22 protein-coding genes are annotated in these 25,729 nt (G+C 64.9%); 4 read left to right on the top strand and 18 right to left on the bottom strand.

Annotated features, from left to right (window positions below):
* Positions 1–47 precede the first annotated feature (47 nt).
* Together coaBC and VF992_02020 are read left to right on the top strand one after the other, a co-directional pair.
* Positions 48–1,253: a bifunctional phosphopantothenoylcysteine decarboxylase/phosphopantothenate--cysteine ligase CoaBC gene (gene coaBC / locus VF992_02025; GenBank protein HEX9339937.1), complete on the top strand. Its 1,206-nt coding sequence runs from the start codon at positions 48–50 to the stop codon at positions 1,251–1,253.
* The gene (locus tag VF992_02020; protein HEX9339936.1) at positions 1,237–2,109 is read left to right on the top strand and encodes a hypothetical protein; all 873 of its coding nucleotides are present in this window, start codon (positions 1,237–1,239) and stop codon (positions 2,107–2,109) included. Before coaBC ends, VF992_02020 begins: the two co-directional genes overlap by 17 nt.
* Here the strand turns inward: VF992_02020 and VF992_02015 are convergent, their stop codons facing one another.
* The 6 genes from VF992_02015 to VF992_01990 form a co-directional block, all read right to left on the bottom strand.
* Positions 2,110–2,394, bottom strand: a complete 285-nt coding sequence (locus VF992_02015; GenBank protein HEX9339935.1) for a DUF357 domain-containing protein — start codon at positions 2,392–2,394, stop codon at positions 2,110–2,112.
* Between the two features lie 99 nt (positions 2,395–2,493).
* Positions 2,494–3,753 carry a hypothetical protein gene (locus VF992_02010; GenBank protein ID HEX9339934.1) on the bottom strand — a complete coding sequence of 420 codons (1,260 nt, stop codon included), beginning with the start codon at positions 3,751–3,753 and terminating at the stop codon, positions 2,494–2,496.
* A 633-nt stretch (positions 3,754–4,386) separates the two neighbouring features.
* Entirely contained in the window at positions 4,387–6,510 is a 2,124-nt protein-coding gene (locus VF992_02005) for an ABC transporter ATP-binding protein (protein ID HEX9339933.1), read from the bottom strand.
* 14 nt (positions 6,511–6,524) lie between these two features.
* Positions 6,525–7,574 (bottom strand): sugar phosphate nucleotidyltransferase, encoded by a 1,050-nt coding sequence (locus VF992_02000; protein HEX9339932.1) that lies wholly within the window; start codon positions 7,572–7,574, stop codon positions 6,525–6,527.
* 93 nt (positions 7,575–7,667) lie between these two features.
* Positions 7,668–8,771 carry a phosphotransferase gene (locus VF992_01995; protein HEX9339931.1) on the bottom strand — a complete coding sequence of 368 codons (1,104 nt, stop codon included), beginning with the start codon at positions 8,769–8,771 and terminating at the stop codon, positions 7,668–7,670.
* Between the two features lies 1 nt (position 8,772).
* A complete protein-coding gene (locus tag VF992_01990) occupies positions 8,773–9,690 on the bottom strand; it encodes a phosphotransferase (protein HEX9339930.1) in 918 nt (305 codons plus the stop codon).
* On the opposite strand from VF992_01990, the gene VF992_01985 reads away from it, so the two are divergent.
* Positions 9,610–9,798 (top strand): hypothetical protein, encoded by a 189-nt coding sequence (locus tag VF992_01985; protein HEX9339929.1) that lies wholly within the window; start codon positions 9,610–9,612, stop codon positions 9,796–9,798. The genes VF992_01990 and VF992_01985 overlap by 81 nt on opposite strands.
* A gap of 132 nt (positions 9,799–9,930) precedes the next feature.
* On the opposite strand, the gene VF992_01980 is transcribed toward VF992_01985, so the two are convergent.
* The 4 genes from VF992_01980 to VF992_01965 all read right to left on the bottom strand — a co-directional run bounded on the left by VF992_01980 (position 9,931) and on the right by VF992_01965 (position 16,699).
* Positions 9,931–12,402 carry an aminoglycoside phosphotransferase family protein gene (locus VF992_01980; protein HEX9339928.1) on the bottom strand — a complete coding sequence of 824 codons (2,472 nt, stop codon included), beginning with the start codon at positions 12,400–12,402 and terminating at the stop codon, positions 9,931–9,933.
* Positions 12,399–13,715: a glycosyltransferase gene (locus VF992_01975; protein HEX9339927.1), complete on the bottom strand. Its 1,317-nt coding sequence runs from the start codon at positions 13,713–13,715 to the stop codon at positions 12,399–12,401. The genes VF992_01980 and VF992_01975 overlap by 4 nt, the downstream gene beginning before the upstream one ends.
* Positions 13,712–14,896: a glycosyltransferase gene (locus VF992_01970; protein HEX9339926.1), complete on the bottom strand. Its 1,185-nt coding sequence runs from the start codon at positions 14,894–14,896 to the stop codon at positions 13,712–13,714. Before VF992_01970 ends, VF992_01975 begins: the two co-directional genes overlap by 4 nt.
* 312 nt (positions 14,897–15,208) lie before the next feature.
* A complete protein-coding gene (locus tag VF992_01965) occupies positions 15,209–16,699 on the bottom strand; it encodes an ATP-binding protein (GenBank protein HEX9339925.1) in 1,491 nt (496 codons plus the stop codon).
* A gap of 620 nt (positions 16,700–17,319) precedes the next feature.
* On the opposite strand from VF992_01965, the gene VF992_01960 reads away from it, so the two are divergent.
* Entirely contained in the window at positions 17,320–17,487 is a 168-nt protein-coding gene (locus VF992_01960) for a hypothetical protein (GenBank protein ID HEX9339924.1), read from the top strand.
* On the opposite strand, the gene tmk is transcribed toward VF992_01960, so the two are convergent.
* The 8 genes from tmk to VF992_01920 form a co-directional block, all read right to left on the bottom strand.
* Positions 17,450–18,079, bottom strand: a complete 630-nt coding sequence (tmk, locus tag VF992_01955; protein HEX9339923.1) for a dTMP kinase — start codon at positions 18,077–18,079, stop codon at positions 17,450–17,452. The genes VF992_01960 and tmk overlap by 38 nt on opposite strands.
* Before the next feature lie 292 nt (positions 18,080–18,371).
* Positions 18,372–18,842 (bottom strand): hypothetical protein, encoded by a 471-nt coding sequence (locus VF992_01950; protein ID HEX9339922.1) that lies wholly within the window; start codon positions 18,840–18,842, stop codon positions 18,372–18,374.
* A gap of 29 nt (positions 18,843–18,871) precedes the next feature.
* Positions 18,872–19,522, bottom strand: coding sequence for a fumarylacetoacetate hydrolase family protein (locus VF992_01945; GenBank protein ID HEX9339921.1), 651 nt, complete (start codon positions 19,520–19,522; stop codon positions 18,872–18,874).
* A 16-nt stretch (positions 19,523–19,538) separates the two neighbouring features.
* Positions 19,539–20,312: a PrsW family intramembrane metalloprotease gene (locus VF992_01940; protein HEX9339920.1), complete on the bottom strand. Its 774-nt coding sequence runs from the start codon at positions 20,310–20,312 to the stop codon at positions 19,539–19,541.
* Positions 20,313–20,327: 15 nt separating this feature from the next.
* Positions 20,328–23,219: a pyruvate, phosphate dikinase gene (locus VF992_01935; protein ID HEX9339919.1), complete on the bottom strand. Its 2,892-nt coding sequence runs from the start codon at positions 23,217–23,219 to the stop codon at positions 20,328–20,330.
* Positions 23,220–23,304: 85 nt separating this feature from the next.
* Positions 23,305–23,964, bottom strand: coding sequence for a hypothetical protein (locus VF992_01930; GenBank protein ID HEX9339918.1), 660 nt, complete (start codon positions 23,962–23,964; stop codon positions 23,305–23,307).
* A gap of 48 nt (positions 23,965–24,012) precedes the next feature.
* On the bottom strand, positions 24,013–24,549 hold the full coding sequence (locus tag VF992_01925; GenBank protein HEX9339917.1) for a KH domain-containing protein: 537 nt from the start codon (positions 24,547–24,549) through the stop codon (positions 24,013–24,015).
* A 1-nt stretch (position 24,550) separates the two neighbouring features.
* Positions 24,551–25,315, bottom strand: coding sequence for a serine protein kinase RIO (locus tag VF992_01920; protein HEX9339916.1), 765 nt, complete (start codon positions 25,313–25,315; stop codon positions 24,551–24,553).
* Between the last annotated feature and the right edge of the window lie 414 nt (positions 25,316–25,729).

The following is a 25,729-nucleotide window of genomic DNA, read 5'->3' as shown; positions in this document are numbered from 1 at the left end:
CGAGGGAGGACGACAGATATATACCGCGCACGTCAATCGTCGCGGGGATGCATCCGGCGGAACGCCTGCGCGGCGTGAAGAGCATGAAGCTCCAAGGCAAGACGATCGTCCTCGGGGTCACGGGGAGCATCGCGGCGGTCGAGACCGTCAAGCTCGCTCACGAACTGATCCGCCACGGGGCCGACGTCCATGCGGTCATGACACGATCCGCGACGGCGATCCTCCATCCGAACGCGCTCGAGTACGCGACGGGACACCCGGTCGTCACGGAGATCGCGGGCTCGATGGAGTATCTCGTCCTGTGCGGACGCGACGGGAAGGCCGATCTCCTGCTGATCGCGCCCTCCACCGCGAACACGATCGGCAAGATTGCCCACGGCATCGACGACTCGACCGTGACGACGTACGCGACGAACGCCCTCGGCTCGGGCATCCCGACCCTGGTCGCCCCTGCCGCGCACGAGTCGATGATGGACAACCCCGCCGTCGCGGCAAACTTGCGACGGCTCAAGGAGATCGGGATCGAGCTGATCGAGCCGAAGCGGGAGGAGGAGAAGGCGAAGATGGCGGACGTCGAGACGATCGTGGCCCGCGTTATCCGTCGCCTCGGCCCGAAAGACCTCGCCGGGATGCGCGTCCTAGTCGTCACAGGCGCGACCGTCGAGCCGATCGATGACGTCCGCATCGTGACGAACCGGTCGACCGGCGGCACCGGGATCGAACTCGCGAAAGTCGCCTATGAGCACGGAGCCGACGTGGAGCTCTGGCTCGGGCGACACGAGACGCCGGTCCCGGCATGGCTCCCGTATGCGTCGTTCGCGACGACCGCCGAGCTGGCGGCGATGGCCGAGAAGGTGGACGCGGATATCTGCGTCGTGCCCGCGGCAGTGGCGGATTTCACTCCGGCGAAGAAGCAGAAAGGCAAGATCCCGAGCCGTGAGGGCGGTCTCACGCTGGACCTCCAGCCCACGCCGAAGCTCCTCGAGAAATTCCGCAAAGGGACGCGGAAGGCGCTCGTCGGGTTCAAGGCCGAAGCCGGGGTAACGAACGTCGAACTCAAGGCGCGGGCGATGGCGCTCCTGAAAGAGGCCGACCTCGACCTCGTCGTCGCAAATGACGTCTCGAAGGTGCGGCCCGACACGACCTCCGTCACGATCTTCGACCGCAAAGGGCAGTCCGACACATTCGATGGATCGAAAGCCCTTGCGGCGGAGCGGGTCTGGCGGGCGGTCCTCCATGGTGTCCGAGGGTGAGGCTTTCTGCCCCGGCCACGTGACCGCGTTCTTCGAGGTCGTTGACGACCCGGATCCGCGGAAGAAAGGATCGCGCGGGGCGGGGCTCTGTCTGAGCCTCGGGGTCCACACGGTCGCGCGGGTGCGAGATGCGCCGCGACAGTCAATCGACATCCTCGTGAACGGACGGCGCGGCACGGCAGAAGTCACGCGGCGGGTGACGGAGAAGGTCCTTACGGGCGAGTCGCACGAAGTGAAAATCTTGAGCGAGTTTCCGCTTCCCGTCTCCCAGGGGTTCGGGGTGAGCGCCGCCGCGGCGCTCAGCACCGCCCTCGCGTTGGACGACGCGCTCGGTCGCGGGACGGCCCGTAACGAGCTCGTGGCGATCGCCCACGAGACGGAGATCGAGTGCGGCACCGGGCTCGGCGACGTCGTGCCCGCCTCCCTGGGCGGGATGGACCTGCGACGGAAACCGGGCGCACCCGGTTACGCCGACGTGCGAACGTTCCGCGTTGAGGCGAATCTCCTCCTCGCCGTCCTCGGACCAGAGATCCCAACGCAGTCCGTCATCCGAGATCCGAAGAAGGTCGAAGCGATCAATCGCGTGGGCGGTGCATGCGTCGACGCGTTCGCAGAAGGGCCGACGCTCGACCGGCTTTTCGACCTCGGGGCCCGGTTCGCCGAGGAGTCGGGGCTCGCGAACAAGACCATCCTGGAAGTCATCCGGGCGAGTCGGATGTTCGGGCGGGCGACGATGGCGATGCTCGGCAACTCCGTGTTCGCGACGGGGAACCGGGAGCAGCTCGCGACCCTCTACCTGAAGTTCGGGACACTCCAACGGTGCGAGGTCGACAACGACGGCGCCCGGGTCCTCTAATCACTCGCTCAACGTGAAGAGTTGGTCGTCCTCGCCTACGTCGAAGAGACCCAGCCGGGCGCCCGCGTCCAGCCAGCCGTGAGCGTAGTTGATGTTCGCCAAGGCTTCCTCGAGCTCTCCTTTCTGGCGAAAGTGGACGGCGTCGTGATGGTAAGCCCTGGCCATCGCCACGAAATCCTCCGCGACTTTGCGAAGATGGGACCGTTTTGGCGCGGCGATGGTGGCCTTCGCGAGGGCGCGTTCCGTCAGCACGATGTCATGATCGACGAGGGTTCGTAGCTCCATTGTCCGGACAAAGGAGTGGCTGCCGAAAACCCTTTCCTCCCGTCGGGCCTCTCGGCCAGAGGGATTCCCGAGGCATCCAAACGGTCCGGTCCCTTCTCCTCAACCGAAACCCCAGTGCGCCCATCGAGTGCGGAGGTAGACACCTCTCAAAACCGCATTCACGGCGTCCGCCCGAGGCACATCGATCGCGATTGCGGATCTGGACGTGTCAGGAAATGACCCATCGGGCGGAGGAGCGGCTAAAAGGGACAGCACCGGTGGTAGAGGGGCATCGGAAATGGCAAACCGATCCGTGAACACCGTATCGCGACCCGCGAGGCAATGCCAACCCCCGGCTACGCTGCCGGGGGGACAGAAGTCGGTCTCCGCAGTGATCGAGTGGGCGGTTACGTTGTAGAAGACGGAGCCGAACCCGGGAAGCCGGCCCTCCGTGTTCGCATTTTGGCCCATCACTTCGGTGAAATATCCGATTTCGGGATTGGTGCCGTCGATCGTCACATTCTCGAGAGGGCGTCCGCCGACGCCTTGGACGACCACGACCGTGCCCTCCCCCTTCTCGTAGCGGTCGGGGGAACTCTGCGGTGTAATGCACGACGCGTCGTACGGATTGGTCGCATTGATGGATGGGCACTCGTCCGATTGGTCGAGTTGCTTGGTCCTCTCGTATGCGGTGTCTTGGCCCGCGAGGATGAGGTCGACTTTTGACTCCACGAGTTCGTCGAAGACCGCCTGGCCCATTGAGCAATTGAGTCTTGCGGCCACGGTGAGGCACTGGTGGTGGACGCCCACGATGACCCATGGGAGACCGTGGTCGCGCGCGTCGTCGACGGCGTCTTCAATCCACTCCACGCGCGGAGAATGTTTGCTGTAGTTGTAACCGAACCCCTCCGCGAGGCCCGCGGAAATCATGATGAAACGCGCGAGCGGGCTCGCGCGGGGATAATCGAAGTAGTATTCGAACCCGTAACCCGGAGTCCCGTTGCCGGCTACATACGGAGAAGAGAGGCTGTAGGGACAAGCCTGGGCGAGTCCAGACCTGTTCCCGCGCTGGTACTGCCCCACCTCAAGGTCGCCGGCCACGATGACGAGTTCCGGAATATATCGACCGACGTCCCGGCACGATCCGCCTTCGCCCGAGTACCCGAGGTCCCCGAGGGCGACCAGGAACGACGCTCCCGAGGCCCTAGCCCGTGCGGCGAGGGCGATCGAATCGACATTGCCACGTCCTCCGAAGTCCGCGGAGGCCGCGAAGGTAAAGTGGTCCGCCGATTCATCTTTCCAGCGGGGTCCGATGAAGTCGGACGTCGACCCTGGTCCAGGCCCACGATCGACGAGGGCCCATCCTATAGCGGACGCCAAAAGGACCGCGATGGCGAGAGCCGCGAACGTCTTTCGCGATGGCCTACGCCAGATTGGTGTCCTCGAGGCCCGCTTGCCCACGGTCGGGTCTTCGCCTGCATCGCTGTCCGGGTCCCAAGTCCGCCTCGCGATCGGGCCCAGATCTTCCGGTGACGTTGGAACCCCATTCAATAGGCCCAAGGGATTCTGCAACTCTCCTGCCAATTCGCCCTTGCCGTTCAGGCCCGTTCTACCGGTCCGGCGCGGGAACGGCGAAGCGGGTTGCAACCGGAACGGCCCCAGTCTCGACTGGCGGCGCACCTCCTCGGGAGCTCGGCGCCCTCGATGCACACTCGAGGCGCGTCTACCCGTTCCTGGATGGAACGTTCGCATGCCTAGCTTCTCCACCCTGGTTCGCCCCCCTTCAGGGGCGTCTCGCCGAGCAAGCCACCGGCGCCTTGGAGGGAGCGTCGCCACCGGTGGCGAAACCTGCGCCACTCATAACACTTCCGTGGTCGTGCGCGCATCGAAGGCGTCGCCAACGGATTGCAATGAGCATTCTCGCACCGATTCGAGCCGCATCGTGAGGACACGACCATGGCGAGGGAGGCGCCGCGGGCAAGCGTCCGCGGCGAGTGCCCGGTTCCTTGAACTCTATCGCGTTCGTGCGGAAGCATCCTCCTCGATTTCGTCGTCCTTGGATTCGCTTGGCTCGCCCCGGTCGATCTGGGCTTCATAGAGACGGCTGTACGTCCCTCCTTTACCGATGAGGTCCTCATGGGTACCAACCTCTACGATTCCGCCGTCCTCGAGGACCACAATGCGATCCGCATCCATGACCGAGGAAAGCCTATGGCCGATTACGATCATCGTCCGACGGCGTGCCTGCCGATTCAGGGCTTCTTGGATGAGGGACTCGGATTCGGAGTCGATGTTGGACGTTGCCTCGTCCAAGATGAGGATGCTCGGATCCTTGAGGAGCGCCCGGGCGATCGCGATCCTCTGCCGCTGTCCAACGGAGAGGGTCACGCCGCGCTCGCCGACGACAGTGTCATAGCCCTTCGGCATGGCCGCGATGAAGTCGTGCGCGTTCGCCAGCTTGGCGGCTCGTTCGATGTCCTGCTCCGACGCCTTGGGATCCCCATGACCGATATTCTCCTTGATCGTGCCAGAGAACAGTACCGGCTCCTGCAGGACGAGACCGATCTTGTTCCGGAGGTAACCGAGGTTCAGGTTCTCCAGAGGGTAATCGTCGATGTAGATCGTCCCCGCCGTAGGTCGGTAGAAACCGAGGAGGAGATTGACCACGGTGGACTTGCCCGCGCCGCTCGATCCGACGACCGCCACGGTCTCCCCGGGTTCAATCACGAGGGAGAAATTCTCGAGTACGTTCTTGGTCGGACGATAGCCAAACGACACTCCGTCGAACGTGATGCGGCCCTGGAGGGTGGATGGTGCGAGGCCGATGGACGGGTCGGAGACCTCGGGGTCGATGTCCATGACTTCGAAGACCCGGTCTGCCGCCGCAATCGCCTTCTGGAGCGTGATGTTGACCTTGCTGAGCTGGACGAGAGGCTTGAACATGCGGTCCAACAACCCGAGGAAGGTCACGAGGACACCGACCTGTATGGTGTTTGTAACCGCGGCGGGCGCGGCGAGCCACACGATCACGATGACCGTGGACGCGGTCAGGAGATCCACCGTTGATCCGTAGATGCCGGAAAGCCGCGCCAGGCTCACCTTGGCCCTCGCGATTGCTACCGAGCGATTGTGAAACTCGCGCGCTTCTCGCTCCTCCATCCGAAAGCTCTTCACGATCCGAATCCCCGAAAGGACCTCGACGCCTCTCGCCGTGAGCTCCGCGAAGGCCACACGAATCTTGGCTGCCGAGGCCTTAATCGCGCGCTTGAAGGTGTTCACCACGATCACGATGAGCACCGCGACAGGCGCAACGAAAATCGCGAAGCTGGGTGCGACCAGGAAGAGAAGGAGTGTCGCCCCGGCCACCAGGACCACATTCGCGACCAGATTTGCGAGGTCCTCGGTCAGGACCTTCTCCATCTCATTCGTGTCGTTGACCACGCGGGAGATCAGCTCCCCCGTACGGGCCGAGTCGAAGAAGGCCACGGGGAGGTGTTCGATGTCCCTGTACACATCCGACCGGAGCGCGTGAATCGTCTTCTGGCCGAGTACCGCGCTGAGGTAATCTTTCGCGTACGAGGCGATCCCCTTGGCGACGACGACCGAAGCCATGAGAACCACCACCCATGGTAGGAGCCCCAATTCTGCGTTCTTGATCACCCTGTCGATGACGAGGATACCCAAGATCCACGGAGGGGCGAGCTCGAGAGACGACGAGGTGACGATTGCGGCCCCTACTGCGACCGCGTAGCGCCAGTGGGGCTTCACGTAAGACATGATCCGGGAGAGCGTGGACCGCTGTTGCGGCTCCAGCCCGCGCTGCCAACGCCTCGATATCAGGATCCGGGAAAGGACGACGATAAGGGAGCTTGCAATCAAGGAGTAGAATGCCACAGGATCGACCAAGTAGGGCAAGATCGGTTCCGAGTACGGAATTCCCTGCGCGAGGAGCATGACGATGGACGGAACCAAACGCGTCTGAAGGAAAATCCAGTGCTCGATGGCAAGGGCAATGAGGAGCTCCTTCAACGTGCGTCCAATCATCTTCTTGTTTTCCCGAAGACGTCGAAGGACCTCGGCGTAGAAAGGCGGCCGCTCGTTGCCGCCGAGAATTCCGGGTGACTCATAGGTGCTCATGCGGTCACCGCCATTTACGGGCGATCGGCTCGCCCCCTTGCCCTCTTCGGAGACGGAAGTTGGGCCACGGAGCGTCCGGGCTTGCGCGGCAGATCCGCGAGACCAGACTCTGGTTCGTGCGGCGGGGCGGCTATCCATGGCGTTCCCGCACCCTCCGGCTCCATGCTTGCTTCCCCAACCGCGTCGGCGAGGGACGCCTTCAAGGCTTCGACCATCGTCTCGACGGTGCCGAGATCCAAGCGGCGCTCGTCCTCTCTCAGACCGACCCCGATGACCGACTTCCCTTGGGCCACGAGCCTCTGGATTGCGTCGGTAAGTTGCAACTCGCCATCCAAACCCGGCTTGATTCCGGAGAGGGCGTCGAAGACCACGTCCGTGAAGAGGTAGATTGGAATGATCGCGTAGTTGCTCCGCGGCTCCCGCGGTTTTTCCACCGCCGACGCGATCCGGAGGACTCCTTCCTCGAGGAAATCGCCCTCAACGACGCCGTACTGCCTCGGATCCGGGACCTCATGGAACAGGAGGGTCGCCGCCGCGTTGTACTTCTGGTGCATCGTCGCCAGGCGGTCGATCCAATCGTCGTGGTCGGAAAGGATGAAGGTGTCCGCGGCTTGGACTAGGAATGGACCCCGGACGACGCCTCGTCCGAGGAGCACCGCATTGCCGAATCCGAGTGGCTCGATCTGATTTAGGAACACGAGATCGGACGACCCGATCTTCTCGTAGAATGCGGACAGGCTCTCGGAAACCTTCCCTCTCTTGCTCAGATACTCCAAGAACCGGAAATCGGTGGAGAAGTGATCTTCGATGGCCCGTTTGCCCTTCCCGACAACGAAGTAGTAGGTCCGGATGCCCGCCGTGTACAGCTGTTCGAAGATTGCCTGAATCACGGGTTTGAGCTGGAGGGAACCGTCGCCATTCCGTGCGATGATCGGAAAGACCTCTTTGGGAATCTCCTTGGAGAAGGGCAGGAGTCTCGTCCCAATGCCGCCGGCCGTGATGAGCGCCTTGTACTGGGCAAGTCGGGCCGGGGGACTCGGATCCTCTCGGGGAAGGGCCGTCACCTTACCACACCAGCCCGCCTTGATTGGCGAAGGCATTGGCGGTACACAGCCCGACATTGCCTGCCCCGAGCGAAACGCGAAGTCGTCGTGCGGTCACTTAATCCTCTCCGTCGACGGTTCCGCTTCGTCCTTGAATGTTTCGAACCGCGCCTGTGGACGCGCCTCCAAGGTCGGAAAGCGGGTGCGAATCCGTCCTGGGACTCTCTCGAGGTCGCGGAACACCGGTTCCGCAACAAGGGCTGCTTCGTCCAAGAGCGTCCGGGCACGCGATATCGCCGCAGCCCGCGGGTCCAGCTCACCACGGGCCCGGAGCCGCTCGCCTCCGGCACGGCTGACCGGCTTCGAAGCGAGCCGGAGGAACGCCGCCGCCTGGTGCCAGACGAGAGCCCTCTCGTCCAACACGCCTGCAGTTCCTCTTCGGAACGCCTCCTCGGCCTGCGCGACCTCCCCCGCCAAATGCCCGTGCATCAACGCGATCCGCGCAGTCGTGGCCAAGAACATTCCCGCATCCATCTCCAGGGGTCCGCGCCCGAAGCGTTGCCAGTCGATCACGCCGGTGCAGTCGCCGAGGTCGAGCACGTGGCGGTCGTACAGCGTGCCGTGCACGAGACGCGGCGGGCCATCCCGCGGCCGCGTCCGAACCAGCTTTCTTGATAGCGCCCTGGCGATGGTTCCGAGTCCGGAATCGGCGGCGCCGAGGACCGCAAACCCTCGGTTCGCCATGCGCAGAGCGTGAGCGGCGCCACGTCGCGGCCCGAACCGCAGGTCGAGCGAGGCGGCCTGCCTGAACCATCGGGCCGCCACATATCCCGCGCGCTCGCCTCGTCCATCCCTGATCAGCCGGGGAACACTCGGCCCTTCGAGCCATCCGATGACGAGCAGTCGCAGTTTGCGATTCCGGGCCAGTAGGGGCGGGACGCGAATCCGGGAGCCGGGTGCCGACCCCGCCGCACCGAGCGCTTCGTACAGCGCACCTTCCCGGACGGGATTCTTCGCGTAAGCCTTGACCGCGAAGTGACGATCCCCTGCCCGCGCCTCGATCGTTGCCCGCGCGCCCGGCGTGTAGCCGCACAACCGGAGTTCTACAGGCCCTCCATCGAGCCCCATTTCCGGAAGCGCGGCGGCAAGCCCGGCCGATCGGATTGCCCCGAGCGCGGGGAGCGCGGGGTCGTCGGGAATGTCAGTCCTGGTTTTCATGCTATTCCTTCCGGTCGGACCTTTGGGCGTCCGGGGAGTTCGGTCGCATATGATCGACGGGGCCGCTCTGGGCGAGGGCCGGGGCGGGGGATCGGGAGCGGAAGGCCAGTCGAAACCGCGCGAGGAGGGTCGGCATCTCCCGGGCCTCATCCGGAAAGCCCTCCGTGGCGAACCGGGCATGCCGCCCCGCTTCCTCGAGAATCGCGGGGGCTTCTCCCGGAACTTCTCGAGTCTGGGCGGTCTTCAAGCCGGTCGCGGCAAGGTGCAACAGTCCTGCCGCCCAGTACCACTCCAAGGTTCGAAGGTCCAAGAGCCCTCGCGCGCGGTCCAAGAACGACTGCTTCGTCCGTTCGGCTTCGCGGGCGAACGACTCGTGGCGCAGCGCGAGTCGAGAGATCGTTGCGAGGAACATCCCGGCATCGATTTCGATCGGACCGACTCCGAACTGATTCCAGTCAATCACTCCAGGGACGTCGCCCAAATCCAAGATGTGGCGGGCGTAGAACGTCCCGTGGACCAGAGTCGGGGGGCCCTCCGTGAGCGGCGCGCGCACAAGCATCTTGGCCACCCGCTTGGCGTCAGCCCCAAGCGCGGGTTGGACGACACCGAGAGCCCCCGCCGAGACGCCCGCTTGGTATAGCATGTGTCCCCGGCCGCGCGGCGGCCCGAACCTCACGCGTCGCCGGGAGGCATGCCAGAGCCAGGAGGCGGCGAGCTGTCCGGCGCGGACCCCTTTTCCCTCTCGAACGAGATGATGGACGGTCGGCCCCTCCAACCAGCTGAGGACCAAGACCCGGAGACGGGCGTCCGAGGCCAGCAAGCGCGGCGCCCGGGGCCCATGTTCCCGGGCAAGACCGACGCGAGCGAGCCTTCGGTACAGATCCGCTTCGAGAGACGGATCGTCCGCGTAAAGCTTGATGGCGAAACGGCGGTCCCCAGCCCGAGCCTCGAACGTCGCCCGGGACCCAACGACGTAGTTGCAGAGCCGAAGCTCGACGGGGCTATCGGAAAGCGCGAGCTCGGGTAGGGCTCCCGAGAGTCCCGTGGCTCGAAAGGCCCCCAGGGCGGGCAACGCGGGATCTTGGGGAAGTTCCGTGGACAACTGCCAAGGCCCCAAGGGCGGGCCGTTATTGGGGACGTCAAGGTTTGGCAGCATTCTTCACCAGAACCCATCCGAAAGTGCGTGATGTGCCGCCTCGACGGCCTCCGCGACTTGATCGCGCCATCCCGATTCGTGCCGGCTGAAAAACCCGCTGGCGAGCTCGATGAGAGCGCCCGCACAGTGCAGGGGAAACCGCTCCCGCCACGACGACGGGACCCGGCGGAAGTACTCCTCTACGAACGCGGCCGCGGCTGCGCGGGTCAGCTCGCGAGGCATCGCGTCCAAGCCGAGCCTGCCTAGGAGATATGCGACGAGATGGGCGGGATCCCGGACGGGATCGCCCAAGGCCGCGCGGTCGAGGTCGATGAAGATCACACGGTCTTCGGAGAGGAAGATGTGATCCGGCTTCAGGTCCCCGTGTATCGGCCCGGGCGGCACCTCGTCCAGTCCTTGGACGACCGCATCCGTGATCGACTGGACGGTAGCCCCCGTCTCGGGACACGCCCACTGGACCAGGCTGGACGCCCTGCGGACCACCTCCAGATGGTCGGAACGCGACTCCTGCCGCGGAATCGGCAGGTCATCTTGGTTGAACGCGGCGATGGCCTGCGCTACCGGGCGCATGGCGTCCGCCGGATCCATGCCCTGAAGGAGGAGCTGGCTCAGGGGATGGCCCGGGGCTTCCTCGAGGGCAAGGGTCCGGAACTCGCTCAGATAGTCGATCGGCTTGATCACGGAATACGGCCTTTGTCCGTCGTCCGGCGCCTTTGACAGGGACCGCAGGAGCTGCAACGTTTCGGCCCCATGCTCGTGGTTGTAGACCTTCAGGAAGCAACGGGTCGTCTCGACTCGTCCCGTCCGCGCATCCCGCGCGCGGATCGTGTACCGGAGGGCGGCCCCCAACTCGGTCCGGTATCGAATCGGCTCGATCGTCCGCTCCTCGACCTGCCAGGCGCCCGGCCCCAAACGCGCCAGGAGCGGGGGCTCGAGGCTGCGTCGCGCGCCGCCCATCACGAGGCTCAGATTCCGAAGCCTCCGGTCGAACGGGAAGACCTCCACGAGCATCTGCATCTCCGGGACGAGGACCACGGGTTCGAAGGTGATCCAGCCCTCGGGAATCTCACGGCCGGGATGGTCCGTGGACTCCATCTGCTTCCAGTGCCGTTCCGCCTTGCCCTCATCCGCATACAGGAGGCCCGTCACCCACTGGTCCCAGCGGCGACCCGTGGAGGGCTCCGTGACGTGAAGCGTGTACTGGAGGACGCAGCGCTTCGCAGACGGGTGGCACCGGAAACGGAAGGGGACGCAGTCCTCGATACGGTAGACCCTCCCTCCGACCGGCTTCAGATGGGTCCGGAAAACCTCGAGCATGATCTTCGGGTCGCTGGCCAGCGCGAGCTGCGGGAACCTGGGAGCGAAGGGAAACCCTTCAGGGCGGACCATAACGGGTCGCGCTCTCTCCGACTCACGAAGAAATCCCGTCCCCGTCACAGGTTCTATCCTCGCGGTAGGGAATCGGTCCGGCGTCCTGTGCGATGGGCCCGCTGAGATGAGATCGACGAGCTGGGTCGCTTCGGCCGCCCGCTTTCGCCTCACCTCCGGGTTCCGGTTCTGGCTGTCGCTGAAAAGCAGCTTGTGAATCTTGCGCAGGAGGATCGCTCGCTCATACCAAGCGACCCGCCCATCCAGGCCAGGATCTTTTGGAGAAGAGCTCTGATACGCGTCGAGGACGATCGCCCTCGCGGAAGGAAAGTCGTGCAACTTCTCGGGCTTGCGGACGGTCATGCGGAGCAGCTGCGTCAGCAAATTGCCCAGGTCCAAGGCTGGATCGCCTTGGGCACACTTGTCGAAATCCAGGGCGACGATGTGCCCGCTTCTCCAGAGGAGGTTGGCGGGCCCGAAGTCTCCGTGCACGAACGAGGCCACGGCGGGGAGCGGCGGCGCCTCCTGTTCGAGCCGGAGGAATTCGTTCCGCAAGACACCCGCCGCGGCGGGGAACCGCTTGCAGAGATCCTCGACCCTTGACCGCAAATCGTCCAGGAGGACACCGGGGGATGTGACTCGGGGAGGGGTTACCGGCAGCGCATGCAACGTTGCGAGGGCCCGTCCGAGAGCCGCCAGAATCGCTTGGGCGTCCCGCGCGATGGCCGTGCCGACCGACTCGCCCGATTCGTATGTCATCAGGAGAAGTCGGCGGGGTGCGTGATAGGTGATGACGTTCGGGACCGCGAGGCCCTCCCGGCCGCTGCTCCCGTTCGTCGCTAGGTCCCGGAGCACCGCCATGACCCGTCTCGCGTCCTCGTCGGAGTCATAGAACTTCCCTAGCCATCGAAAGCGCTGGACGCGGTGACTCCCTGGCAGTCGTGCCTCGAGATCGTACCGAACGACCTTCCGCTTGCCGTGCTCCGTGAATCGATCGTCCGCGGTCCACCTCTCGAGGCGAGTTCCCGTCCCTTGCAGATCCTGCAGCGCCGCAACTAAGACAGCCTCCGTTTCGTCCGGTTGCAGGGTGGAGGAGATGGGGATCATGCGGGTTGCACCAGCGGGGATGGTTCTTTGCCGGAATGTCCTCCGCCCGCGGGAGCGCGACCGAGCCACGAGCCGAGATATGCCGTGAGGTTAGCGGCCCCGTCGAATGAAGGGATAACTTCGCGAACCAGTCGCGCGTGCGCTGCTCGATCGCGGGTCAGGGCCCACTCCAGGTCTTCTGCGAGGCGACCCTTGTTCAGATTCTCCGGATGGATCCATCGGGCCAGGTCGTGTGCGGCGAGCGTCTCCGCACGGATCCGCTGTTCGACCTTGTGGGTGCACCTCGGAACGATCACCAGCGGTCGGCCGACGACCAAGGCTTCGTACACGCTGTTGTATCCGCCCATGCTCACGATCGCATCCGCACATGCCATGAGCTGGAAGTTGTCGGCCCGCGGGACGACCCGGACGGCCGCCGTCGCGTGCTCCTGAAGTTTCGCCTGTTGTTCGGACGGCATGAACGGTCCCGTCACGAGGACGGCGCGGAGGTCGGGAAACTTCGCGCGGAGCCGCTCGACGGCCGCTTCGGTGGCTTCGAGAACTGGAGCGCCGTCGATGCCGCTGCCCACCGTTGCAACCACGAGAGGCCCCTTTGAGGGAAGCCCGTAACGGAGTCGTACGGCGACGGGATCGACATCCGGCGGTTCGCGGACGACAAATCCACAGTAGTGCAACTTGGACATCACCGGAGGTGGAATGCCGTAGGCGTCCGCGACGTCGTAGAGGGAACGCGAGCCGTACACCGCGATTCCATCGTATAGGTCCTTGAGAGCATCGTACACCCCCTTCTCCCGCCACTTCGCCCGGATCCGCCCCGGGTCGTCCATGATGTCGCGTAGCCCGAGGACGAGCTTCGTGTCGGGATACCGGTCCTTGAGAGCGAAGAGTCCTTCGCGAAATTCCCCCCGATACCCGAAGGGCTCGTGATCCACGAGGACAAGGTCCGGGGCCAGTCCCAAGGCGGCCTCGCGTAGCATCCTCCCTCGGATGTCCCGAAAATGGTCCTTACCGTCCGATGCTTCGGCTTGCGTTTCGCGAATCCCATCGGGGATCAGACGCCTGGGCAGTTTGATGTAGTCGCAGCGTCTCGGCAGCGAGAAGTCGTCCACGACGGGCGACTCCGTCGCGATGAAGGCCACGGCGTTCGGGTACGCGGCGAGGAGATGGCGCGCGATCGTCAGGTTCCGCGTGACATGACCCATTCCTTTGCTGTCCTGCGCGTACAACAGGATGATCAGGATGTCCTGGTTTCGGCCTTCGGTCATGGCTCGAGCGGGACTTTCCGACATCGAGGCGTTAGAGGGGGCGATCATGCGGCTTCCTCCACCGACAGAGAATCCTTAGGAGGCGAGCGGTGAACGTCACCATTTCCGAGCCATTGGGCGACGTAGGCTGCGAGCCTCGGGGCGCCGTCGAACGAGGGAATCACCTCGCGGAGCCGTCGCGCATACGCGTCCCGATTGCGCCGCAACGCCCAGTCGATCGCTTCGGCGAGGTTCTTCCCGTTTAGATCCCTTGGATGGACCCAACGGGCCAAGCCCTTAGCCGCCATGGTCGCCGCGCGGATCTGCTGTTCGAGTTTGGGGACGATGCGCGGGACGATGACCAAGGGTTTGCCGGCACACAGGGCTTCGCACACGCTGTTGTAGCCTCCCATGCTCACGACGGCGTCTGCGACGCTCACGAGTCGGTAGTTGTCAGCATGGAAAAGGATCCGGCGCCTTGCCGCGGCTCGTCCTCGTAGCGCCAGTTGCTCGTCGGCCGGCATGAGCGGTCCCGTTACGAGGATCGCGTTGAGGCCCGGGTGGGCGGCCTGCAAACAGTCCAGGGCATCCAAGGTCGCCGCGAGCAGCGGGTAGCCATCGCTTCCCCCGCCTACCGTGGCAACCAAGAGGGGTCCCTCCGGAGACAAACCGTACTGTCCACGCACCTCGCGACCGGCGACCCGGGGCGGCTCTCGGACGACATATCCGCAATAGAGCAGCTTCGACCGGACGGATGCGGGGAGGGCGCACGCATCTGCGATATCGTACACGCCGCGTTCGCCGAACACGGCGATGACGTCGTACACGGTCTCGAGGGCCTCGTAGACTCCCAATTCCTGCCACTGTGCCTGGATCCGGCCCGCATCGTCCATGACGTCGCGCAGCCCGAAGACGAATTTGGTCGACGGACGTTCGGCCTTAAGCGCGAAGAGGCCGGCCCGGAACTCGCCCTTATGGCCGACCGGCTCGTGATCCACGATGACCAGGTCCGGAGCCAGTTGCAGCGCGATCTCGCGCAGGAGCTTTGCGCGCTCGTCGCGCAAGTGTTGGGTAACTTTCTCATGATCCGCCCAAGAGAGCCAATGAGTGGGCAGTCTGACGTAGTCGCATCGGCTCGGGAGGGGGAGTTCGCTCGTCACGGGAGACTCCGTCGCGATGTAAGCGACGGTGTTCGGATAGGCGGCGAGGAGGTGGCGAGCGATCGTCAGGGTCCGGGCGACATGACCCATTCCTTTGCTGTCCTGAGCGTACAGAAGCACGGTCCGAACACTGGAAGGTCTAAGGTCGTCCCGACCACCGATGGCACGTCGTGTCCCCGACACCCTTCCCGTGGGTCGAAACTGGCCAGTCGTCCAAGACTTGGTAGACTCGCCGACGACGGTGTCGTTCATGCCCCCCCTGCCTCGCTCCTGCGGGGGCACCAAATCCGGCGCGGTGAAGATAGACGGACACGTTTGCGTTGTGAGGCTTTTGCATCATGTGTAATCACACCGCGCACAACGCCCCGTGACCCTTGTCGAGGGAGACTTCATCGGACTGTCTCAGTCCTCGATGACCTTCACGCTCTCGCCCCCGTGGCGCGTCTCCCGCGGCCGGACCTCGACCATCAGCGGCATCTGGAGGCCCCCGCCCGTCATGATCGCGACGCCGATCGGAAGGCGGGAGATTTCTTCCGCCATCGCCGTCGTCAAGCCCTCGACGCTCGCGATGATCGCCTTCAAGTCGTTCGGGTTCGTGACCTTCAGGATGATCTGCGTGTTGCACTGGCTGAGGACGTTCTTGTCGACCTTCGCGGCGCGCTGCGTGATGACGACGAGTCCGAGGCCGAATTTCCGTCCCTCCGAAGCGAGCGTTCGAAAGACTTTCGACGACGCGACCTGCCCGACCTGGGGACAGAAATTGTGTGCTTCCTCCACGACGAGCATCATGGGCGGGATCCGGCCGACCTTGCGGAGTTCGAACATCGCGGTCGCGAGCCGGTTCACGACGAGCTCCTGGATGTCGGGGGGCACTCCTTTCAGGTTGATGATCGTTGTCTTGCCCTTGATCACGAGTTCGTCGATCCGCGTGCCCTCCTTCGCGAAAATCTCGACCTCGCTGAGGTATTCGAGTTCGTCGATCAAGGAGGCGTTCTGTGGGTCGTCCTCACGCTCGAGAACGCGGATGATGTCGCGGATCGTGTAGTCTTTCGTCGCCTGCCGCAGGAGGTCCAGCGCCTTCCGCAGCCCCGTGAGGTGCGTGCGGACCTTCGCGGAGCCCGTGAGCGACAGGATGTCCCTTGCGTCGAGATTGCTGAGCGTGAATTTCAGCGGCCGGCTCCCCGGGTTGATCTTCGTGTCCGGGGAGAATACCTGGATGACGTCCGCGTAGGCCCGCGGTTCGACGCGGAAGCGGGCCGCTCCTTCCGGGTGTTTCCCCTTGTCCCGGAGGGCGGCGTATTCCCCGTGCGGGTCGACGATGACGCAAGTCACGTGGTGTTTCATGAGCTCCTCGATGAGGACGCCCGCGATGTACGACTTCCCGCCGCCCGTCTTCGCGAGGATCGAGACGTGTTTCTGGACCATCGCGTTGATGTCGAGGAAGACGGGGACGTCATGGCCCGCCAGCAGCCCGACATAGGCGCCGTGCTTTCGGTCTTCCTCGAGGCCGATGACCTCTTGAATCGTGGCGGTCTCCGCCTTACGCACGGGCTCGCCGGCGCGGAACGGGGTGCGCGGGACCTGGAGCAATCGGCGGTCGTCCCGATACCCGATCACGCTGACCTGGGCGGACACCCGCTCCTCCACGTCGACCGGGTCGCCGTCGTTCAGCTGCTGAGCGCGGTCCAGCGACAGGTCCGTCTTCCGCTCAATCTGGTCGACACGGCCGAGGACGACGCCACACGTCTCGTGTTCGACTTGGACGAACTCATTCCGCTCGATCCGATCGACGACGGAACAGCGGAAAGATGTCGTGCCGATGTCGCCGTAGATGACGCCGACAAATCCGTCGCCATGATGGGAAGAAGACCTAGAATGAGCGGCGGACTCCATGCGTGCATCCCATGCGCGGCGCGATAACCCGGAGTCGAGTTAAATAGATTTGTCCAGGTCGGGGCGGTCACCCGAACTCGTTCACAGATTGGCGCGCTCGCACACCGGAGATTCGTTGATAACAGCTCCGTTCGCATTTTCACTTTCACCGATGTCCTCCCAAAACGTCGATGGGAATCGCCCACGTTAGGATAGACCACCGAGACCTCCGGTGGAAGACCACCGTCGAGTGGCCCAATCCGGCATGACGCGCCCTGCGCAGAACACGGGCGGGCCCGGGGTGTGACGATGGCGTCGCATCTCGGAGGAGCGACGGCCCAATCGTGGGCCCACTGAATGAACCCGGCCTCCGACGAGGAGGCCAAGGGGTGTACGGTTCCATCCCGGTGCCCTCCGCGATTATGCGATGAGTCCCCTCTACGTCCTCCTGGCGAGGCCAGAGGCGCACGGGAGGAGCGGAAGCGGAGCGGAGCGACGTTGCGGTGGCGGTCCGCTAGGGCCATCACCCGCAAACGTTACAGAACCGTCCACGAAGCGTAGACCTGCTGGATGGCCAAACGATAATCATGTCTGATATTCTTGAGCGCCGCGTTCAAGTCGTTCTCGGAGGACGCCATCCGATGATGGCGCTCGCCGTCGTAGAAGATTCCCTTCAAATGGTGTTCGGCAAGGCGTTCCTCGTCGAATTGCAGCGGGGCGACCTGGAGACGGCCAAGATCTTTGCGCGGGCGTTCCTAACCCGCGCCGTGCTTACGTCGAAACGCCCGCTCTCGGTCGCTGCCGCCTGACGCGCTTCTCGATCGCCGATACCGCTTCCGCGGCGACTGCCTCGGCATCGCGCGCCCCATCAAGCACGACGAATCTTCGGGACCGAGCGAGCCGGTCGTAGTTTGCAGCGACCTTCTTCAGGAATGCGAGGTCCTCGAATCGGATGAGATTCGGCCGCGCTTGGATTCGTTTCAGTCCGAGTTCCACGGGCACGCGGAGCAGGAGCGTCAGATCCGGACGGACGATCCACGCGTCGCTCGCACGCTGGAGGAACCGCAGGGGATCGCTCATCTTGCCCTCGAGCCGCGCCCCCTGGTACGCGTAAGTCGAGTCGGCGTACCGGTCGCACAGGACCAACTCGCCTTTCTCAAGGTGAGCACGAATCTCGTCGACGTGCGTCGCGCGGTCCGCCAAGAACAGGAACGACTCGGCGATCGGACCGACATCGTCGTCGTAGGCGCGCCGCACCGCGTCCCCGAGCCACGTCGTGGTGGGCTCCGTCGTCAGGAAGACGCGATGGTCCGCCGCACGGAAGGATTCGGCGACGAGCCGACTCACCGTTGTCTTCCCCGCGCCGTCGATTCCTTCGAATGTGACGAAGCCTGTGAGCACGCGCGACGACAACGAGGGAACGGCAGATTAAGCCGTCGCACACCGGTCCATCGCGCGTCCGCACAACGTTTTTATAGACTTCGGCGGCTCCGTGCTTCGGCGGGGTTCGCCTCGGGGCGGGTATGATCGCATGGAAGATTCATCCGGACATGCGCAGGCTTTCGGATGGCGGCGACCGGGAGGGGCGGTGTCGCCGATGCCACGCACGGATCGTGCTGCTGCCGGATGACCGCCGGCAAGGCTATTGCTTCGACTGCTTCGATACCCTCGAGGTCCGGTCGAAAGACAGCCTCTAGTCCGTGGCTTTCCCCATGAGCTCGCGCCGCCGCTCTTGACGGCGCTGCTTCCAGCGTCGCACGTCGGCCTCGATCCACTCTTTGGGCCGGCCTTGCGACTTCAGCCAGTCGACGTTCGGCTTCCAGACGAGGTCCCACGAGCGCAGCGCCGCCTCGACCTCGTCGGTCACCTGGTCCGCGGACGGCGCGGCGTCCTCAACCGCCCTCCCCCCGATCTGCCACGCCCAGGTCTTTAGATCCTCCAGGAGAGGGGATTTCTTCGCGCTCTCCCAGACCAGGGTCGCGCTCCGCAAGGCGTCCTTTTCCGGATCGCGATCGAAGACCGCGGTCACCCGCTCGATCCCGCTCGCCCAGAACGGCCGCTCCAACGTCCCTCGCCATCGCAAGCCATGCCTGGCCAGGAGTCTCTTGAACGACTCCTTGTTCTTCGAATAGGTCTCCCCATCCAACTCGAAGCGAAAACGCATGGCCCAGCCTCGCAGGCCGTCGGGGATAGTTAACGATTTCGCGCCGCGACCGTGCATCGCAGGCGGCCAACCTCCGCGATCTCCGCCTCCAGGACATCGCCCGGCACGATGGGCCAGACCCCTGCGGGCGTCCCCGTGGCGATCACGTCGCCGCGCTCGAGCGTCATGATCCGCGACGCGGCCTCGATGAGCTGGGGGATGCGGAAGACCATCTCCCCGGTGTTCGAGTCCTGACGGACCGTATCGTTCACCCGGAGCCGGATCGAGAGGCCGTGCGGCTCGCGGACGCGGTTCGCGGGAACTCCCTCCGAAATCGGGGCGAATGTGTCGAACCCCTTCGACGCGGTCCACGGGGAGCCGTCCTTCCGCGCCTTCGTTTGTAGGTCCCGCGCGGTGATGTCGAAGAACACCGCGTATCCGGCGACCAGGGGCATCGCGTCGCCGGCGGCGACATCCCTCCCTCCCGCCTCCAAGATGGCGGCGAGTTCCGTTTCGACTTCGACCCGCTTCGACTCCCTCGGAAGCAGGATTGTCCCCCCTCCCGGCAAGAGCGAGGTCTCCGGCTTGAGGAAGAAAATCGGCTCGTCGGGGACCGGTGTCCCCATCTCTTTCGCGTGGTCCGCGTAGTTCCGCGCGACGCACAGGATCTTCGAAGCCGGAATCGACGTGCCGCCGATCACGAGCTGCGGCGTGGGATCACCTCGCCACCCCCCGGCGCGCTCCGGCCAGTTTGAGTCGCACAATTGTAATCGCGAGGAGGGCGAATGCCACCGCGGCGGCGAAGCCAATCGTCTCGCCGACCTCCCCGTACTGCGTCGCGTACAGCTGCCCGAGGCTCGTCAGCAGGTTGAACGTCGCGTGCATGATCACGGCGACGATGTAGAAGGGAAGGAACGCCCACGCGCGACGGGTGAGCCAGCTCTTCGCGAGCCCGTATCCCATCACGGCCGTCGAGCTGGCATGTAGAAACGACGACGAGAACGAGCGGACCGCGATGACCACGAGGGACGCGGACGGCCCACCGTTGGGATTCACCAGCGCTTCGACGCCGTACAACAGGTTCTCGGTCGCGGAGAACCCCAGGCCGGCGGCCGCGCCATATACCAGCCCGTCCACGAGGGCTTGGGTCTGGGGTCGGCCCGGCCGGACGCCGAGGCCCTTCGCCGCTTCCTCGGCGAGCGGGGCGACGACCAGGGCGCCGATGGCAATCGTCGGGTCCGTGAACCGCCGCGCGAAAAAGTCGTTCACCGACCCGACCTGTCCGAGCGTCACGAGGAGGACGACGCTGGCCACGATTGCGACGAGCACGCTAAGGACGGCGCCCCCGACGAACGCCTTTAGCACGGTCCACCAGGGCTCCTTCCCATACCGGGCGGTGTTCCGGATCCACGCCATGAAGACGAGAGGCGGGACGAACGCCGAGACGACGAGGACCAAGACGAAGGACGGAGAGTCTACGAGGCCCGCCATGAGACCGCCTGCGATTCAGCGATCCTCGGGCCGCTCGACGTCCTTCCGCAGCTTCGCGTGCGCCGCCGCCAACCGGGCGACGGGCACGCGGAACGGGGAACAGGAAACGTAATCGAGGCCGATTTCGTGACACAATTCGATGCTCGAGGGATCGCCGCCGTGCTCGCCGCAAATCCCGACCTCGAGGTCCTTCCGGACTTTGCGGCCCTTCTGGACGCACATCCGCATGAGCGCGCCGACACCCTCTCGGTCGAGGGTCTGGAACGGGTTGTGGGGAAGGATCCCCCGTTCGACGTAGTCGAGCAGGAACTTCCCCTCCGCGTCGTCGCGGCTATAGCCGAGCGTCGTCTGCGTGAGGTCGTTCGTCCCGAACGAGAAGAACTCCGCGTACTTCGCGATTTCGTCCGCCGTGAGGGCGGCTCGAGGGATCTCGATCATCGTCCCGAATTTGTAGTCCACCCGGACGCCCTCCCGCTCCATCACCTTCTGCGCTTCCGTCTCGAGGGCCTCCCGTTCCACTTTGAGTTCGTTCACGTGTCCCGCGAGGGGGATCATGACCTCGGGCTTGACGTCGAGTCCCTCCTTCGCAAGCTGACACGCCGCCTCGAAGATCGCGCGGACCTGCATCTCGGTGATCTCGGGGAACGTGATCCCGAGGCGGCAACCGCGGAGCCCGAGCATCGGGTTCGTCTCGCGGCTGGCGGCGACGGCGTCCAGGAGCAACTGCTTCCTCGGAAGGAGCGTCTCGATCCCCCGGCCGATCTCCCCTTCGCCCGCCCGCTTGACCTCCTCGACGAACGCATGGTCGTCGTCGGACCGCGCGGCTCGCACCAGGACGTCGGGACTCGCGGACGCGAGCATGAGCTTCGTCACCTGGACGAGCAGCGTCTCGTACTTCGGCAGGAACTCGTGTAGCGGTGGGTCGATGAGACGGATGATGACGGGGAGCCCGGCCATCGCCCGCAGGATGCCGACGAAATCCCCTTTCTGAAGGCGCTCGAGTTTCTCGAGAGATCCGAGGTAGCGGCGGGAGAGGTCTTGGAGGCTCGGCTCGAGGTGCACGAGGCGGTCCTCGAGGGCACGACGCCGGTCCTCCCGCGCCGTCTCCATCTCGGCCTTCAGCGTCCGGACCTCCGCCGAAACCCGTCGGTAGTCCGGGGCGGCGAGGATCATCTCGTGCATGATGTCGAGTCGGTCCGTCTCCATGAACATGTGTTCCGTCCGGTCGAGGCCGATTCCCTGTGCGCCGAACTCCCGCGCGCGCTGGGCGTCCCGGGGGTAGTCGGCGTTCGCCCAGACCTGGAGGCGCCGCTCCTCATCCGCCCACCCGAGGAGCGTTTGGAGATCGGCTTCCTTCGTGAAGTCGGGATCGATCGTCGGGATCTGGCCTTCGTACACCTCGCCCGTGCCGCCGTCGATCGACACGAAGTCGCCCCGGTGCACGATTTTCTCGCCCACGCGGAACTCCCCTTCGTCGTAGTCGACCGCGATCGACTCGCAGCCCGCGACGCAGGGGATCCCGAGCCCTCGCGTGACGACGGCCGCGTGGCTTGTCGCGCCGCCGCGGGCCGTGAGCACCCCCTTCGCATGGAGGATTCCATGGACATCGTCCGGCGACGTCTCGATCCGGATCAAGACGACCGCCTTCTTCTCGTCGCGACCGAGCGACTCGGCTTCGTCGGGATCGAAGACCGCGTAGCCGGCGGCGGCCCCAGGGGAGGCGTTCAGTCCCCTCGCGAGATATCGGCCCTCGCGCCTTGCCGCGAGCTTCGCCTTTTCGTCGAACTGTGGAAGCAAGAGCTGAACCACATGGACCGGCTCGACGCGGAGGATCGCCTCCGGCCTCGAGATGAGTCCCTCGCCCGCCATATCGACCGCGATCTTGACCGCGGCCCGTGCGGACCGTTTCCCGGACCGGGTCTGGAGGATCCAGAGACGGCCTCGCTCCACCGTGAATTCGATGTCCTGAACATCGCGATAATGCCTCTCGAGGAGCTCTGCAGCTCGTGCGAACTCTTCGTAGAGATCCGGGAACTTCTCCCGGAGCTGGGCGATCCTCATGGGGGTGCGGATCCCCGCGACGACGTCCTCCCCCTGGGCGTCCGGCAGGAACTCGCCGAATAGTTCCTTGGCCCCGGTGGACGGGTTCCGCGTGAACGCGACGCCCGTCCCCGAGTCGGGGCCCATGTTGCCGAACACCATCGTCTGCACGTTCGCCGCGGTGCCCAACGTGTGCGGGATCTTGCTGAAGTTCCGGTAGTCGACGGCGCGCTTCCCGTTCCAGGAGCGGAACACGGCACCGATCGCCTCGCGGAGTTGGGTCTCCGGGTCCTGGGGGAACGACTCGCCGACTTCGGTCCGGTAGAGGCCCTTGAATTCCTCGACGACGGATCGGAGCATGTCCGCCGTGAGGTCCGTATCCCTCTTGCCTTCCGTCCGCCCTTTGAACCCATCTAGGATGGCCTCGAACTTGCGCCCATCGACCTCCTTGACGATCCGGCCGAAGAGCGCGATCAGCCGACGGTACGCGTCCCACGCGAACCGATCGTTCGCCGTCTGCCGGGCAAGGGCGCCGACGGTCGCGTCGTTCAACCCGACGTTCAGGATCGTGTCCATCATCCCGGGCATGGAGAACTTCGCCCCGGACCGGACGGACACGAGGAGTGGATTCTCCGGATCCCCAAATTTTCGGCCGACCTTCGCCTCGATCGTCGCGAGTTCGTGGAAGACCTCCTTGAGGAGGCCGGGCGGGAAACGGCCGCTCTTGGAGTAAGCGTTGCATGCTTTCGTCGTAATCGTGAAGCCGGGTGGCACGGGGAGCCCCAGCCGCGTCATCTCGGCGAGGCCCGCGCCCTTGCCGCCGAGCAGGTCTCGCAGGGAGGCGTCGCCCTCCTCGAACAGGTACACGTACTTCGGCAGGACGCCACCTCGGCCGCTGTAGTCCCGCTTGTCATATTAGTCCCGAGTGTTATATAACCGTTTTCGGACCCAATCACCGGAAGGCGTCGAGAGCATCGAGGAGGCTCGCGCAGCGGATGACCGCGACCAGCGCGGCGAGCCGGAGGAGCGCGCCGAGGCGCGTCCCCACCGGGACGCCGGGCCCGTCGATCTTCGCGAACACGGCGTCGATCGCCCCACGGGCCTCGCGAATCGAGGGGAGATCGCTCGGATTCCGGAACTCCGTGGCGAGAGACCAGAGGGCATCGTGCACCGCGAGCGAGCGCGTCCGGTACGCGGCCTGCAGGACCGCCTCGCTGCCGGCGACGTACTGCCGGCTTCCGAGGAACGTGAGCCCCTCCGCGAGTCCGCTCATCAAGAACCGCATGAGGCTCTTCCTCTCCGCGGTCAGGACGTTCTCGGTCGCGAGGATGCCGATGGACGCGAGGTCGTAGAAACTCGCCGACTCCGCGGCTTTTGTCGAGGCCGAGAACCCGCCGATCTCGAGGCCGAACTGGTAGAAATCGGTCACGGCATCGAGGGCGGACGCCGCCGTCCGACGGAGGTCGTCCCGGCGCTCGACGCCGAGCCAGCGGGAGACGATCTGCAGTTCCCCCCGGAGCCGCACGAGGGCGGCCGGATCGGGGCTCGTCAACGCCCCCCGGAGCGCGACCCGGTAACCGTCGCGGACGGCTTCCGCATCCCCCTTGCCCATCGCTACGAGGAAGGAATCCAGGGCCCTAAAAGGCTACGGCGGCACACCCTAGAACCCCATCTGGTAGGCCTTGATGTCCGCGCGCTTCCGCTCGAGGAACCGGTAGACCGTCTTGTGCTCGCTCCCGCGGAGCAGCATGACGACGGCCTCGCGGGCAATCGCCATCTCGAAGAATCCTCCGATCAAGGAAACCGTGTGCCCGAAGACGCTCACGTCGACGCCCGCGAGTTCTTCGATTAGGCGCCGGGTCTTGCCCTTGGTCCCGATCAGGCGTGCGCGAATCTGCCCGACTCGGTTCTTCGAGTGGGCGAAGTCCTTGATGTCGAGCACCTCGAGGTACGCGTCGTCGTCGAGGAGGCGAAAGGCACGGTCCTCCGAGAACCCGCGCGCCATCGCATGGACGATGTCGCGGGCCTTCAGCGCGAGCACGGGATCCTTCGCCGACGACTCGTCGATCGTCACCTCGCCCGTGGACGAGTCGACGGCGATCCGCGTGCCGGTCGCGTCTTGGAGCCGCTCCTTCGTCACACCCTCCGCCCCGATCAGGACCCCGATCCGCTCCGAGGAGATACGCGCGTAAAGCATGTCAGTCCTCGACGACCGCTGCCTCGAGTTGGGCGGGCGTCACGTCCACGCCTCGTCGGTGGAAGAACCGCGCGATGTTCGAGATGTCCCGCTTGAACCAGTCCTCCGCCCGTGGATGGTCGAGCGTCACGGCTTGGCCGACATCGATGACGATGACGCGTCCCTCCCAATAGAGCAGATTGTACTCGCTGAGATCCGCGTGCACGAGTTCGGATTTCCGGATCGCCCGTAGGTTCCCCACCACGTCCGCGTACGTCGATTGGGGATCGTCCAGGGCCACCTCGCGCAGCGTTGGCGCCGGCTGCGACTCGTCCCCGATGTATTCCATCACGAGGACGTTATCGAGCACCCGCTCCGGCTTCGGCACTCGCGTGCCGGCATCGTCCATCCGCACGAGGTTCTTGTACTCCTTCTGGGCCCAGGCGAAGATCGTCGGCCGGATCGCCTTCTTCACTTTCTTGAAACGCGGGTCGCCTTCGATGTAAACGGCGATGTTCCGGAACGTCGCATTGGCGATTCGGTAGATCTTGACCGCCTTCGCCCGCCCCGCGGCGTCCGTGGCGTGGAACACGCTCGCCTCCTTCCCGGTGCTGACGGGATAGTCCAGCGTCGCAATCACGCCATCGCCGATCAGCGATGCGATCGTCAGGAGGGCCGCGCGATCGAACACCTGCTCGTACGTCTTCCGCGTGTCCGAGTCCTTCTCTTTCGTCCGGAGTGCGTCCACCTGGCTCTCGAGGGCCCGCATCCGGCGATCGTCGATCATCGTCACCAAAACGAACGGTCCGCCCGACTAAGAGCTTTGTGCACTCTGGCAGAGTCCCAAGTCGGCCGGCGCGCAAGGATTTCCCCGGCGCGAATTGGCGACGGATCTCGTTCCCGCGCGCCATCGCGCGTGCACCGAGAAGTCGCATCGATGGCCGGTCCGTCCGGATTTTCACTTTCACCGACCTCCCTCCGTCTCAATGATGGCGCGGCATCCATTAGGTGGATTACACACCTCCGGTGGAAGACCACCGTCCGAGTGGTCTGTCCGGCATGACGCGCTCTGCGCAGAACACGGACGGGCCCGGGGTGCGACGATGGTGTTGCATCTCGGAGGAGCGACGGCCCATTCGCGTGGGCCGACCAACAGGCCAACAGGCCAACCCGGCCTCCCATGAGGAGGCCAAGGGGTGTA

This window comes from Thermoplasmata archaeon (assembly GCA_036395115.1).
GTDB lineage: Archaea > Thermoplasmatota > Thermoplasmata > RBG-16-68-12 > RBG-16-68-12 > RBG-16-68-12.
This window is presented reverse-complemented; position numbering and strand designations above follow the sequence as displayed.

Excerpts from the sequence above, each read along its gene's own strand:
- coaBC (HEX9339937.1), top strand. The coding sequence starts at position 48 with ATGCATCCGGCGGAACGCCTGCGCGGCGTGAAGAGCATGAAGCTCCAA.
- VF992_02020 (HEX9339936.1), top strand. The coding sequence starts at position 1,237 with ATGGTGTCCGAGGGTGAGGCTTTCTGCCCCGGCCACGTGACCGCGTTC.
- VF992_02015 (HEX9339935.1), bottom strand. The coding sequence starts at position 2,394 with ATGGAGCTACGAACCCTCGTCGATCATGACATCGTGCTGACGGAACGC.
- VF992_02005 (HEX9339933.1), bottom strand. The coding sequence starts at position 6,510 with ATGAGCACCTATGAGTCACCCGGAATTCTCGGCGGCAACGAGCGGCCG.
- VF992_01995 (HEX9339931.1), bottom strand. The coding sequence starts at position 8,771 with ATGAAAACCAGGACTGACATTCCCGACGACCCCGCGCTCCCCGCGCTC.
- VF992_01985 (HEX9339929.1), top strand. The coding sequence starts at position 9,610 with ATGTTCCCGGGCAAGACCGACGCGAGCGAGCCTTCGGTACAGATCCGC.
- VF992_01980 (HEX9339928.1), bottom strand. The coding sequence starts at position 12,402 with ATGATCCCCATCTCCTCCACCCTGCAACCGGACGAAACGGAGGCTGTC.
- VF992_01975 (HEX9339927.1), bottom strand. The coding sequence starts at position 13,715 with ATGATCGCCCCCTCTAACGCCTCGATGTCGGAAAGTCCCGCTCGAGCC.
- VF992_01970 (HEX9339926.1), bottom strand. The coding sequence starts at position 14,896 with ATGGGTCATGTCGCCCGGACCCTGACGATCGCTCGCCACCTCCTCGCC.
- VF992_01965 (HEX9339925.1), bottom strand. The coding sequence starts at position 16,699 with ATGGAGTCCGCCGCTCATTCTAGGTCTTCTTCCCATCATGGCGACGGA.
- VF992_01960 (HEX9339924.1), top strand. The coding sequence starts at position 17,320 with ATGATGGCGCTCGCCGTCGTAGAAGATTCCCTTCAAATGGTGTTCGGC.
- VF992_01950 (HEX9339922.1), bottom strand. The coding sequence starts at position 18,842 with ATGCGTTTTCGCTTCGAGTTGGATGGGGAGACCTATTCGAAGAACAAG.
- VF992_01940 (HEX9339920.1), bottom strand. The coding sequence starts at position 20,312 with ATGGCGGGCCTCGTAGACTCTCCGTCCTTCGTCTTGGTCCTCGTCGTC.
- VF992_01930 (HEX9339918.1), bottom strand. The coding sequence starts at position 23,964 with ATGGGCAAGGGGGATGCGGAAGCCGTCCGCGACGGTTACCGGGTCGCG.
- VF992_01925 (HEX9339917.1), bottom strand. The coding sequence starts at position 24,549 with ATGCTTTACGCGCGTATCTCCTCGGAGCGGATCGGGGTCCTGATCGGG.
- VF992_01920 (HEX9339916.1), bottom strand. The coding sequence starts at position 25,315 with ATGATCGACGATCGCCGGATGCGGGCCCTCGAGAGCCAGGTGGACGCA.